This is a genomic window from Flavobacterium sp. (assembly GCF_046293665.1).
Classification (GTDB): domain Bacteria; phylum Bacteroidota; class Bacteroidia; order Flavobacteriales; family Flavobacteriaceae; genus Flavobacterium.
Window position 1 is genome coordinate 237,862 of record NZ_JBKBOL010000001.1, and the last position, 12,915, is coordinate 250,776.

Annotated in this window: 11 protein-coding genes and 1 pseudogene; 10 read left to right on the forward strand and 2 right to left on the reverse strand. The window is 35.7% G+C overall.

The window, feature by feature from the left end; genetic code table 11:
- The first annotated feature begins 23 nt into the window (after positions 1-23).
- Both ACK4R1_RS01005 and ACK4R1_RS01010 read left to right on the forward strand, forming a co-directional pair.
- Positions 24-1,505, forward strand: a complete 1,482-nt coding sequence (locus ACK4R1_RS01005; RefSeq protein ID WP_409682388.1) for an amino acid permease — start codon at positions 24-26, stop codon at positions 1,503-1,505.
- Positions 1,506-1,887: 382 nt separating this feature from the next.
- A pseudogene (locus ACK4R1_RS01010) lies at positions 1,888-2,514 on the forward strand (homogentisate 1,2-dioxygenase); the annotation flags it as partial.
- 114 nt (positions 2,515-2,628) lie between these two features.
- Here the strand turns inward: ACK4R1_RS01010 and ACK4R1_RS01015 are convergent.
- Complete coding sequence (locus tag ACK4R1_RS01015; protein ID WP_409684035.1) at positions 2,629-2,673, reverse strand: hypothetical protein; 45 nt, start codon at positions 2,671-2,673, stop codon at positions 2,629-2,631.
- 376 nt (positions 2,674-3,049) lie between these two features.
- Between ACK4R1_RS01015 and hppD the strand changes: the two genes are divergently transcribed.
- The 7 genes from hppD (at position 3,050) to ACK4R1_RS01050 (ending at position 10,329) form a co-directional block, all read left to right on the forward strand.
- Positions 3,050-4,210, forward strand: a complete 1,161-nt coding sequence (hppD, locus tag ACK4R1_RS01020; protein ID WP_409682391.1) for a 4-hydroxyphenylpyruvate dioxygenase — start codon at positions 3,050-3,052, stop codon at positions 4,208-4,210.
- 288 nt (positions 4,211-4,498) lie between these two features.
- Entirely contained in the window at positions 4,499-5,275 is a 777-nt protein-coding gene (locus ACK4R1_RS01025; protein ID WP_409682394.1) for a DUF3108 domain-containing protein, read from the forward strand.
- Positions 5,275-6,210 (forward strand): tryptophan 2,3-dioxygenase family protein, encoded by a 936-nt coding sequence (locus ACK4R1_RS01030; protein ID WP_409682397.1) that lies wholly within the window; start codon positions 5,275-5,277, stop codon positions 6,208-6,210. Before ACK4R1_RS01025 ends, ACK4R1_RS01030 begins: the two co-directional genes overlap by 1 nt.
- A 9-nt stretch (positions 6,211-6,219) precedes the next feature.
- A complete protein-coding gene (locus tag ACK4R1_RS01035) occupies positions 6,220-7,458 on the forward strand; it encodes a peptidoglycan DD-metalloendopeptidase family protein (protein ID WP_409684037.1) in 1,239 nt (412 codons plus the stop codon).
- Positions 7,459-7,553: 95 nt separating this feature from the next.
- Positions 7,554-9,197 carry a glucose-6-phosphate isomerase gene (gene pgi, locus ACK4R1_RS01040; protein WP_409682400.1) on the forward strand — a complete coding sequence of 548 codons (1,644 nt, stop codon included), beginning with the start codon at positions 7,554-7,556 and terminating at the stop codon, positions 9,195-9,197.
- Positions 9,198-9,279: 82 nt separating this feature from the next.
- Positions 9,280-9,702, forward strand: coding sequence for a hypothetical protein (locus ACK4R1_RS01045; RefSeq protein ID WP_409682403.1), 423 nt, complete (start codon positions 9,280-9,282; stop codon positions 9,700-9,702).
- A gap of 78 nt (positions 9,703-9,780) precedes the next feature.
- Entirely contained in the window at positions 9,781-10,329 is a 549-nt protein-coding gene (locus tag ACK4R1_RS01050; protein ID WP_409682406.1) for a septal ring lytic transglycosylase RlpA family protein, read from the forward strand.
- Here ACK4R1_RS01050 and ACK4R1_RS01055 read toward each other — a convergent pair whose 3' ends face one another.
- On the reverse strand, positions 10,330-10,797 hold the full coding sequence (locus tag ACK4R1_RS01055; protein ID WP_409682409.1) for a CYTH domain-containing protein: 468 nt from the start codon (positions 10,795-10,797) through the stop codon (positions 10,330-10,332). It abuts the gene before it with no gap.
- Positions 10,798-10,887: 90 nt separating this feature from the next.
- Between ACK4R1_RS01055 and ACK4R1_RS01060 the strand changes: the two genes are divergently transcribed.
- Positions 10,888-12,915 carry a recombinase gene (locus tag ACK4R1_RS01060; protein ID WP_409682412.1) on the forward strand — a complete coding sequence of 676 codons (2,028 nt, stop codon included), beginning with the start codon at positions 10,888-10,890 and terminating at the stop codon, positions 12,913-12,915.

Sequence of the window (12,915 nt, forward strand, 5' to 3'; positions counted from 1 at the left end):
ACTTTTAACTAAACTAACTATTTATGTCGATTTGGAAAAGAAAACCGATGGCACTGCTGTTAGCAGAAGCATCAGAATCCGAAAAAGGATTAAAAAGAACATTAACCGCATGGTCTTTGGTTGCCTTGGGAATTGGAGCGATTATTGGCGCTGGTCTATTTGTTAGAACTGCGACTGCTGCTGCTCAAAATGCCGGGCCATCAGTAACCATTGGTTTTATTGTAGCCGCTATCGGTTGTGCTTTAGCCGGATTATGTTATGCTGAATTGTCTTCTTCTATTCCTATTGCCGGAAGTGCTTATACTTATACTTATGCCACCATGGGTGAATTCCTAGCGTGGATTATCGGTTGGGATTTAATTTTAGAATATGCCGTTGGTGCTGCCACAGTTGGTATCGCCTGGAGTGAATATCTCAATAATCTGCTGGTCAATGTGCTCCATGTGAGCCCAATTCCGTATGAATTTTGCCATTCCCCTTTCCAAACTTCTTTAGATGGTGTTAACGGAATAATCAACTTACCGGCTTTATTTATAGTTGGTGCCATCAGTTTGCTTTTAATTAAAGGGACGCAAGAATCTGCATTTGTAAACGGAATCATAGTGGTTGTAAAAGTGGCAATTGTTGTAATGATTATTGTTTTTGGCTGGAGTTTTATAGACGATGCTAACCACACTCCATATATTCCGGAACCGGGTATTTTTACTGACGAACATGGTATTGGCCATAGCTATGGCGGTATTATGGGAATTCTTGGTGCAGCCGGAACGGTTTTCTTCGCCTTTATCGGATTTGATGCCGTGAGTACAGCAGCACAAGAAACTAAAAACCCAAAACGTGATATGCCTATTGGAATCTTAGGCTCTTTAGCAATATGTACCGTTTTATACATCTTATTTGCACATGTTTTAACAGGATTAGAATCGGTAGAATTTTTTAGAACAGGAGGAAAAGAAGCTTCTGTAGCCAATGCTATAGCATCTTCAATGCCAGGATACGAATGGTTAGGTCAATTTGTAACAGTGGCTATTTTAGCCGGTTTCTCTTCTGTTATTCTAGTAATGTTATTGGGTCAATCCAGAGTTTTCTACTCTATGGGTAAAGATGGTTTGTTGCCTAAAGCGTTTAGTGAAGTACATCCGAAATATAAAACACCATACAAAGCTAACTTAGCGATTTTAGTAATCGTTGGACTTTTCGCTGCTTTTGTTCCGGGTGATATTGTAGGTGATATGACAAGTATAGGAACTTTATTTGCCTTTATATTAGTTTGTGTTTCAGTAATCGTTTTAAGAAAAACCGAGCCGAATATGAAACGTGAATTCAAAACGCCTTTTGTACCATTGGTGCCAATTTTAGGAATCTTAGTTTGTCTGGCCATGATTTATGGTTTAGGATGGACCAATTGGTTAAGACTTTTAGGATGGTTAGCTTTAGGTTTCATTGTTTACTTCGGATACAGTAAAAAAAGAAGTAAATTAAACAATCCAAATAATAAAGAATAATTCAATTATAAATTTTAATCAAAAAGGATTAAAGAGCCATTCAAACTCTTTAATCCTTTTTTGCAATTATAAAAATTGACAATTATCATTTTCAGCATTTATATTTTTCCGATATTTGTATGAATGAAAAAATGGGATAATTTATTAGCACATTTAAAATTCCTCATCAAGAGAAATCCTGAGTGAGTTGAGGCGATATATCAATTATTTGATGTAACAATATGCAAATTGCTACATTTTTAAATTGTTTAATTAAACCATTAAATTTATGCCACTATATCACAAATTAGGAAATATTCCACCCAAAAGACATACCATTTTTCGCAAACCTAACGGAGATTTGTATTATGAACAACTATTCGGCACCGTAGGTTTTGACGGGATGTCTACCAATTCTTATCACGAACACCGACCAACACAAGTCAAAGAAATAAGAAAGCAATATAGCGTTGCACCAAAGATTTCAAAAGCCAATAACATCCAATCTTATCGCCTTCGCGGGTTTCAAGTCAGCCCGGAAAACGACTTTTTAGAAAGCCGGAAAATTGTCTTAACCAACTCCGATTGTCATATCGCTTTAGCCGCACCCAAACAGTCGACTAAAGATTATTTCTATAAAAATACCGATTCCGATGAATTGCTTTTCATCCATCGCGGTAGCGGAAAATTAAGAACCATGTTGGGCAATCTTGATTTCAAATACGGAGATTATCTCTTGATTCCTCGCGGGATTATTTACAAAATTGATTTCGATACGGAAGACAATCGGTTGTTTATCGTTGAATCTCACCGACCAATTTACACACCAAAACGTTATAGAAACTGGTTCGGACAATTATTAGAACATTCACCATTCTGTGAACGCGATATTCGTCGTCCACATGAGTTAGAAACCCATGACGAAAAGGGTGAATTCATCATCAAAGTAAAAAAGAAAGACGAAATTTTCGACATGGTTTATGCCACGCATCCCTTTGATGTTGTAGGTTATGACGGTTACAATTATCCTTACGCCTTTTCGATTCACGATTTCGAACCAATAACCGGACGAATTCACCAACCGCCACCGGTACATCAAACCTTTGAAACCGATGCGTTTGTGGTTTGCTCTTTTGTTCCGCGTTTATACGATTACCATCCGGATGCCATTCCGGCTCCATACAACCATAGCAATATTGATTCTGATGAAGTTTTATATTATGTTGATGGTGATTTCATGAGCAGAAACGACATTGAAGCCGGACATATTTCACTTCATCCTGCCGGAATTCCACACGGACCACACCCGGGAGCGGTAGAAAGAAGTATCGGAAAAACAGAGACACAAGAATTGGCCGTAATGGTAGACACTTTCAAACCTTTAATGGTCACCGAAGAAGCCATGAAAATCGCCGACGATAAATATTATCAATCTTGGTTAGAATAATTAGGAGCTGTTTCCCGCTTTCCGCGCTACATGGTAGCCAGCTGCAATCGGGGCTATGAATTAAAATTTAAACACAACTTTTGGTAATTCATTTACCGCTTTATTAAATACAAGTATTATGTCAAAAGAAATAAAATCCGTTGAATACGGACTAGAAAAAATATTTGAAGGCGCACAAGATTTTTTGCCGCTTTTAGGAACTGATTACGTAGAATTTTACGTTGGAAATGCTAAACAAGCTGCTCATTTTTACAAAACCGCCTTTGGTTTTCAATCGCACGCCTACGCAGGATTAGAAACCGGAATGAAAGACCGAGCGTCTTATGTTTTGAAACAAGACAAAATCCGTTTGGTATTGACGACTGCTTTAAATAGTGATTCGCCAATTGGAGAACACGTAAAAAAACACGGTGATGGTGTAAAAATAATTGCTCTATGGGTAGAAGATGCCCGTTCTGCTTTTGAAGAAACTACAAAACGTGGCGCTAAAGTCTTTATGGAACCTACCGTAGAAACTGACGAACATGGCGAAGTAGTTCGAGCCGGAATTTACACTTACGGTGAAACCGTTCACATGTTTGTAGAACGCAAAAATTACAATGGCTCATTTTTACCGGGCTACAAAGAATGGAAATCCGATTATAATCCAGCACCGGTTGGGCTAAAATATGTTGACCACATGGTTGGCAATGTAGGTTGGAACGAAATGAATACTTGGGTAAAATGGTATGAAGACGTGATGGGATTTGTAAACTTCTTATCTTTTGATGACAAGCAAATCACTACTGAATATTCGGCCTTGATGTCAAAAGTAATGAGTAACGGCAACGGAAGAATCAAATTCCCTATCAACGAACCGGCCGAAGGAAAAAAACGTTCTCAAATTGAAGAGTATTTAGACTTTTACGAAGGCTCAGGAGTTCAGCACATTGCTGTAGCAACAGATGATATTTTAAAAACAGTTGCGGATATGCGTTCAAGAGGGATTGAATTCTTAAGTACTCCGCCACAGGCTTACTATGATGCTATTCCGGAAAGATTAAAAGATCATATGGATAAATTCAAAGAAGACATTAACGAACTTCAAAAACTAGGCATTATGATTGATGCTGATGAGGAAGGTTACTTGTTACAAATTTTCACCAGACCGGTTGAAGACCGACCTACTTTGTTTTTTGAGATTATTCAAAGAATGGGCGCCAGAGGATTTGGTGCCGGAAATTTCAAAGCGTTATTTGAATCTATTGAAAGAGAACAAATGTTGCGGGGAACACTGTAAAAATTAAAATTCGTTAAACATAATTTAAAAACAACCCTTAAAAAAGCTTATATTTTATTAAATTATTGTTAAAGTTAGTTTTTTGCTTGTAATAATGCAATCTGTTAGACTATCTTTGCAGCATCAAAAAAGAGGGGTGGTTCCCTCAACTTTTGGATAAATTTTCATAATTTATAGTTTTTTGGTTGGTTAATAGCATAAAAACTCAGTCATTAATTTGACTGGGTTTTTTTGTTTTGGTATTTTTGGAACGGATATTGCACTTACAGTAGAAAATCCCCAAAGAAAATGAAAAAATATTTATTTATATTGTTGCTTTTTGTCACTGTAAGTTTTGATAATCAGAAGCCTGAAGCCTACGATACCGGTGAATGGTTTAAATTCAGAATACACTACGGCTTCATCAATGCAGGTTATGCAACCTTGGAGGTGAAAGAAGCGGTTAAAGAAAACCGAAAAGTATATCATGTAATTGGCAAAGGTTATACTGTCGGTATGTCACGTTTCTTCTTCAAAGTTGATGACACTTATGAGAGTTATTTTGATAAAGTTACTAACAAACCTTATCAATTCGTCAGAAAAATTGATGAAGGTGGTTATACCAAAAATCAAGAAGGTTTTTTTAATCAGACAACCAATAAAGTTTTGGTAAAAAATTATAAAAACAATACCGAAAAAACATTTGCGGTAACTGAAAACGTCCAAGACATCTTGTCTACCTTTTACTACTTGAGAAACCATCCGAATATTGACAAATTAAAAGTGGGTGAATCTATTGTAGTCGACATGTTTTTTGATGACGAAGTTTTTAAATTCAAATTAAAATTCACTGGTAGAGAAGAATTAAAAACCAAATTCGGAACAGCCTCAACTATGGTGTTTAGACCATTAGTACAATCGGGAAGAGTATTTAAAGAAGAAGAAAGTCTGACCGTTTGGATCTCGGATGATGAAAATAAAATACCTTTGCGAATTAAAGCTAGTTTAGCCGTTGGCTCTATCAAAGCAGATTTAGACGGCTTCAAAGGATTGAAAAATCCTTTTATGGTTAAATTAAAAAAATAATGAACAACAAAACAACCAACTACAACTCAACATTAGACGCATTAGAACAAAAGTTTGAAGCTATAAATCAAAAAACCGAAACCCATCTCGAAGGATTACTTTGGTCAAAACCCATCACTTATTGGGATTACATTCAAACTGATGCTTTATTAAATCTTCAAACCCAAAGAACTGTTTTACCTGACGAAATGGTTTTCATCATGTACCATCAAGTCAACGAATTGTTGTTTAAAATGATTCTTTGGGAAATCGACCAATTATGCCATACCGAACAACCCAATACCGCTTTTTTTACTGAAAAACTCAGAAGAATCAGTCGTTATTTCGATATGCTCACTACATCTTTCGACATCATGGGCGACGGTATGGAAGTGGAACAATACATGAAATTTAGAAATACTTTAACTCCGGCCAGCGGGTTTCAGAGCGCTCAATATCGAATGATTGAATTCTCCTCAACCGATTTAATTAATTTGATCGATTATCGCTTCAGGGCTAACATAGATCGAAATACACCTTATTCTCATGCCTTTGAACATTTATATTGGCAAGCCGCCGGAAAAGATTATCAAACAGGAGAAAAAAGTGCATTATTAATCAATTTTGAAAAAAAATACCGTGAAGAATTTCTTCGCTATATGGAAGAATACAACACCATCAATATTTGGCAAAAATTCAAACAACTTCCTTTTGAAGACCAAAAAGACGCTGCTTTAATAAACGCCATGCGCCATTACGATTACACCGTCAATATTACGTGGGTAATGGGTCATTTAAACGCTGCTAAAAAATACATTGAAAGTGGACAAGGTTCGGGCGAAGCAACCGGCGGAAGCGACTGGAAAAAATACATGCATCCTAAATACCAACGTCGTATCTTTTTCCCTGAATTGTGGAGTGAAGACGAATTAAAAAATTGGGGCGAAGGATTATAGTTAAAAATGATGTCGAAAATCTTTCAAAAAATCTTATTAGCCTTAGTGCTTATTTCTTTTGCAATATCGTGTGATAAAACAAAAGAAGAAGAGTTCATTGTAGAAAAACCAAAACCAAAATTAGTCGATTTCGGATTCAATCTGAATGATTTCAACATTGTTAATGACACCATAAAATCAGGTGACACTTTCGGAAGCATTATTGACAAACAAAACTTAGGTGACAAAGGTGTTTTTGATATCGCCGCTAAAGTTAAAGACAGCTTTGACGTCAGAAACATCAGAAAAGGGAAACCTTTCACTATTCTTCGCCGCAAAGACCGATCTAATAAAATTCAATACTTTATCTATCAACCTGACAAAATCAATTATTACGTAATCGATTTTAGGGATTCCATTATTGCCTATAAAAAAACCAGGCCGTTAACCTTTAAAACCAGAACAATTGCCGGAGCTTTAGACGGATCGTTATCGGAAACTTTAGCCAAAGAAAATGTTGATCCTGCATTGGCCTCCAAAATTGCCAAAATTTATGCTTGGTCTATCGACTTTTTCAAACTCCAAAAAGGTGACAAATTTGGGTTAACTTTTACGGAACGTTACATCAACGACACCGTTTATGATGGTGTGGATAGTTTGAAAGCTTCATTTTTTGAATACAAAGGCAAAAAAATATACGCCTTTCCTTTCTCTCCAAATGAAAGTTCAAAAAGACTGGAATATTATGACGAAGAAGGAAAAACTTTGAAAAACTTCTTCTTAAAAGCGCCTTTAAAATTTATCAATATCACTTCTAGATATACCAAAAACAGATTCCATCCCGTACAAAAAAGATGGAAAGCACATAACGGAACTGATTATGCGGCACCAACCGGAACTCCAATTATGTCAACCGCTGCCGGTGTTGTAGAACAAGCCGGATTTACCACAGGAAACGGAAATTTTGTCAAAGTAAAACACGACAGAACTTATTCTACTCAATACTTACACATGTCTAAAATTCTGGTCAAACGTGGCCAAAGAGTAACCCAAGGACAAGTTATCGGAAAAGTTGGAAGTACAGGTTTAGCCACTGGACCACACGTTTGCTATCGTTTCTGGCAAAATGGCGTACAAGTGGATGCCTTGCGTTTAAAATTGCCAACTTCTACTCCTATGGATGCCAAATACAAGCAAAAATTCCTAGAAGTTATTACACCTCTTAAAAAAGTATTGGACAGTACAGCAAATTTGAAGTTTAAAAAATAATTTCGAAAATATTTAGCAACTATAACGTTAGCGTAAAATATTCATCCTTTTTTTACCAATCTATATTTGTAAATTTGTGCTTCAAATGTAAAATAATGGCATTAGCACAAATAAATCCGACAGCTACAAACGCTTGGCAAAAATTGATTCAGCATTATGCTCAAATGAAAAACGTTTCCATGAAGGAAATGTTTGCCAATGATTCTGCAAGAGCAGCTAAATTTCACATCCAATGGAATGATTTTTTAGTAGATTACTCTAAAAACATTATCAATCAAGATACTTTAAAATTACTGCAAGATTTGGCTGAAGAAGTCAATCTAAAAAAAGCCATTGCACAATACTTTGATGGTGATACCATCAATCAAACCGAAAACAGAGCCGTTTTACACACTGCTTTGCGTTCGCCTGAAACAGCCAATATTTTAGTAGATGGTGAGAATGTAATGGCGGAAATTTTTGCGGTAAAAAATAAGATGAAATTATTTTCTGACGAAGTTATATCGGGACAAAGAAAAGGTTTTACAGGAAAAGTTTTTACTGATGTTGTGAATATCGGAATTGGTGGTTCAGACCTTGGTCCGGCAATGGTCGTTGAAGCTTTGCAGTTTTACAAAAACCAATTAACGGTTCATTTTGTATCGAATGTCGATGGCGATCACGTAAATGAAGTCATCAAAAAACTAAACCCGGAAACGACGTTGTTTGTCATCGCTTCTAAAACTTTCACCACCCAAGAAACACTTTCTAATGCGGAAACGATTCGTGCTTGGTTTTTAAAATCAGCGAAACAAGAAGATGTTGCCAAGCATTTTGTTGCCGTTTCTACCAACATTCAAAAAGTAACTGAATTCGGCATCAATCCCGATAACATTTTCCCTATGTGGGATTGGGTTGGCGGAAGATTTTCGCTTTGGAGTGCCGTGGGTTTATCCATTAGTTTAGCCGTTGGTTTCGATAATTTCGACAACTTATTAAAAGGTGCTAATGAAATGGATGACCATTTCAAAAACGAATCTTTCGATAAAAATATCCCTGTAACTTTAGCATTGCTAAGCATTTGGTACAACAACTTTTTTGGAGCCGAAAGCGAAGCTTTAATTCCATACACGCAATATTTACAAAAGTTGGCGCCATACTTACAACAAGGCATTATGGAAAGCAACGGAAAAAGCGTTGGTCGCGATGGAAAACCGGTCAATTATCAAACCGGAACTATTATTTGGGGCGAACCAGGGACGAATTCTCAGCATGCTTTTTTCCAATTGATTCACCAAGGAACCAAATTGATTCCGACGGATTTCATTGGCTACGTTCAACCTTTGTTCGGCAATCAAGACCATCATGATAAGTTGATGTCGAACTTTTTTGCTCAAACCGAAGCTTTGCTAAATGGCAAAACCGAAGCACAAGTCAAAGCCGAATTCGAAAAGCAAAACGTAACCGGAGAAAAAGCAGAATCCCTTTTACCCTTCAAAGTTTTCACCGGAAACAAACCAACAAATACGCTTTTAATTGAAAAATTAACCCCTAAATCACTAGGTTCACTAGTCGCTTTATACGAACACAAAATCTTTGTTCAAGGGATTATTTGGAACATTTTCAGCTACGACCAATGGGGTGTTGAACTTGGAAAACAACTCGCAAATTCTATTTTAGAAGAAATTCATTCCGGTACTGTTAAAAACCATGACAGTTCTACAGAATTTCTCTTAAAATATTTTTTAAAAAAGAAATAGCTTAAACAGAACCTAAAACCTCACTAATTCGTGCCGTTTTTTTATCCCTTTTCTCTATATTTGTTATTCTAAAAATTAAACTATGTACCACTTTGTTCAAAAATTTCACTCTGGCTGGGCTTATTTAGCACTATTATTATTGGTTTTCGCTGTTATCAATTCGTTTATGGGAATGTCATCCAAAAAAGAATTTACAGCCAAAGATCGAAAAATTGCATTGTTTGGTTTGATTGCAACACACATACAATTATTAGTTGGATTAATTCTTTACTTTGTATCACCTCTGGGTTCTGCCGTTTTTGGACAAATGAAAGATGCTGCATTGAGACTTACTTCTTTAGAACATCCATTGACCAATATTATTGCTATCGTTTTGATTACTATCGGTTGGTCTAAACACAAAAAAGCTACTACCAGTACCGGAAAATTTAGATCAATTGCTATTTTTTACGGCTTGGGTTTACTTCTTATTTTGAGTCGAATTCCTTGGAAAATGTGGTTCTAACAAATAAAGTCCTTTTCAGGACTTTTTTTATCAAGGTACGGTTTTTGCAAAACCCATTTACTAATTAAAATGCTCCTTATGAATACCAAAATAATCATCCTCTCTTTTTCAATAATAACCTCTCTTTTTGCCGTCAATTTTGCCGTTAAAAATCCGCCACAACAAGAGAAACCTCAGCAAGAGAAAGGCAAAGAGAAAAACACTACTATTAAGGACAACAAAGACAAGACCACTCAGATTACTGATACACTTAAAAGCAGGTCTGCCATCAATTTTTACGAAACTGATACGTTACAAATTGACCCAAACTCTAAACTTAAAGTGTATAAAAAAAACGCACACGCTTCTTATTACCACAATAAATTTAATGGAAGAAGAACAGCAAGCGGAAAAAAATTTGACAACAATAAATACACCGCTGCTCACAAAAAATTACCTTTTGGCACCATTATAAAAGTAACGAATGAAACCAACGGAAAATCGGTTGTAGTCGAAATTACCGATCGTGGTCCGTTTTCGAAAGTACGTGAAATTGACTTAAGCCGCAGGGCTTTTATGGACATTACATCCAATAAAAATTCTGGTGTTGTAATTGTAAAAATAGAAGTGGTTGAAGAAAAAAAATAGCTACCAACTGCTAAAAGGATTTTTGCTTAAATAGGCATTATAATAACGTTCGTCATTGGTTACTTCTTCGCCTAACCATTTGGGTTTTTCAAAGGCTTCATTTTCTGATTGCAACTCGATTTCAGCTATGATTAAACCATCGTTCTCTCCGGAAAAAATATCGACTTCATAAATGTGATCACCTACTTTAATTTCATAGCGAATCTTATCAATCTTTCCACTTTCACATATGGTCAATAGGGTTTCTGCTTCTACCAAACTAATTTCTCTTTCCCATTCCAAACGCGTTGTCCCTAGAGCATTACTTCTCCCTTTAATCGTAATGAACCCTTTGTCACCTTTAATTCTGATGCGAACCGTTCTTTCAGGATTTGAACTCAAATAAGCTTGTACAATTCTTTTTTTAGAAAAGGATTCCTTTACAAAATCATTAGAAACTACTAAAAATTTACGTTCAATTTCGACCATTTTTTCTTTGTATATTTAGGAGCAAGTTAAGAAATATATAACTTTGAAATTGTATTTTTACCATAATCTTAATTGCCGCTAACCTTATCGATGAAACTATACCACCACAAAAAAAATATTAATTCTATTGGAGATCTATTTGAGTTGTATTTCAATGAAAACAGCTATAAATCCAACGATAGTCTATTGTTTTTGATTGACTTGGTTAATTATTTTCGCCCTAGCAATCCTAAAACCATTAGTGTTGTTTCGATTGAGTCGCTTTTAAAATACTTGGTTGATAATCCGCACCAGAAAAACCTACTCAAAGACCATTTAACCGATTTACTTAAACAAAGAAAATTTAGCCGCGTATTATCAGATACCGGAATCCTTAGGGATTCTGATTTCATTTATGAAGTAAGACAAAGATTATTTGCCAAAATTCTGCCTTTCCAGCCTGAAAAAGACACATTAGAATTTGTATTAAACCAAGTGTTCTTTAAAAGTACTGATCCGATTTGGATTACCCGAATTCCACTTGAAGAACTTCAAAGACTGTTCGATATTCTTGATTTTGAAGACATTTATAAAGTCATCACAGAAAAATCGATGCTCTCGGAAGTTATGCATGCTATGGGTATCATTTCCCAACGAATGAGCGGACGTTCTATGGAAAATGATGTTATTAAAATGGTTCCTGAATATGAAGAACTTGAAAGTCCATTTGTAGCTTTTGAAAGCGAACTTTATACCATCCAAAAAAAAATAAGACACAGTAACAATCACTATATAGATTCTGAAGACATCAATTACAAACAATTGATTCTCTTTCACAAACAATGTGAGAATTATGTAGATAAAGCTTTTAGCAATAGCGCCAAATTTGGCATCTCCATCAAGGTAAATCAAAGCTTACTTCGTATTAGACAACAATTACAAAGGGTAAAAGTTTTGATTTCGACTTTAGTAGTCAATAAAGAAATCGACAAAAAAAACAACTCAATTCAATTGATTTTACGATTAATTAAATACAATTGTCATAAAAACAATGTGCGCCAACTCATAAACGAAAGCACGCAATTAATATCTTACGAAATCACACAACATACCGCAAAAACAGGTGAACATTACATCACCGAAAGCAAATCGGAATATTTTTCAATGCTTAAAGCAGCCATTGGTGGTGGATTTATTGTTGGGATTTTGTGTATTATCAAACTCCTACTGTCAAAAATGAACAGTAGTGATTTTGGTCATGCTTTTTATTATAGCTTAAATTATTCTTTGGGATTTATCATCATATTTCTTTTAGGGTATACTTTAGCCACAAAACAGCCTGCCATGACAGCAGCTACCTTGATTAAAGCTTTAGAAAGCGGCATGAAAAAACAGGCTAAAAATGAAAACAAACACAGCTCGTTTGCCAAACTTTTTGCGCGTTTATTTCGTTCTCAATTTATTGCTTTTGTAGGTAATGTTTTTATGGCATTCCCGGTAGCCATGCTTGGAATTTGGCTAATTGACTATTTTTTAGATTATAATATTGCCTTTGAAAAATCGGCTAAATTGTTGAATGATTTGTCACCGGTAACTTCTGCAGCTCTTTTCCACGCTGCTATTGCAGGGGTTTTTCTTTTCCTTTCAGGTATTATTTCGGGTAATATATCCAATCGAAACAAACACAATCAAGTGTATTTCAGAATTAAAGAGCATCCTGTTTTGAAACAAAACTTAGGGATTGTAAAAACGAATGCAATGGCCAAATGGTTTGAAAACAATTGGGCTGGCGTAGTTTCCAATGGTTGGTTTGGTGTGTTTTTAGGAAGTACCGCTTCTATTGGAGCTTTTCTGGGTTTGAATCTTGACATTCGTCATATCACTTTTGCCAGTGGTAACCTTGCTTTAGGCTTATATGGTTCCAATTTTTTTGTTGAATTACCTACACTCATTTGGGGAATTATTGGGATTGGTTTGATTGGTTTTGTCAATTTTGCCGTGAGTTTTTCACTTTCGTTAGGATTGGCTTTTCGTTCCAGAAACATTCCGATTTCGGAATTGCGCTTTTTATTTAGCTCAACTTGGGCCTATTTTAAATCGCGTCCCTTAGCTTTCTTTTTTCCTATAAAAGACAAATAA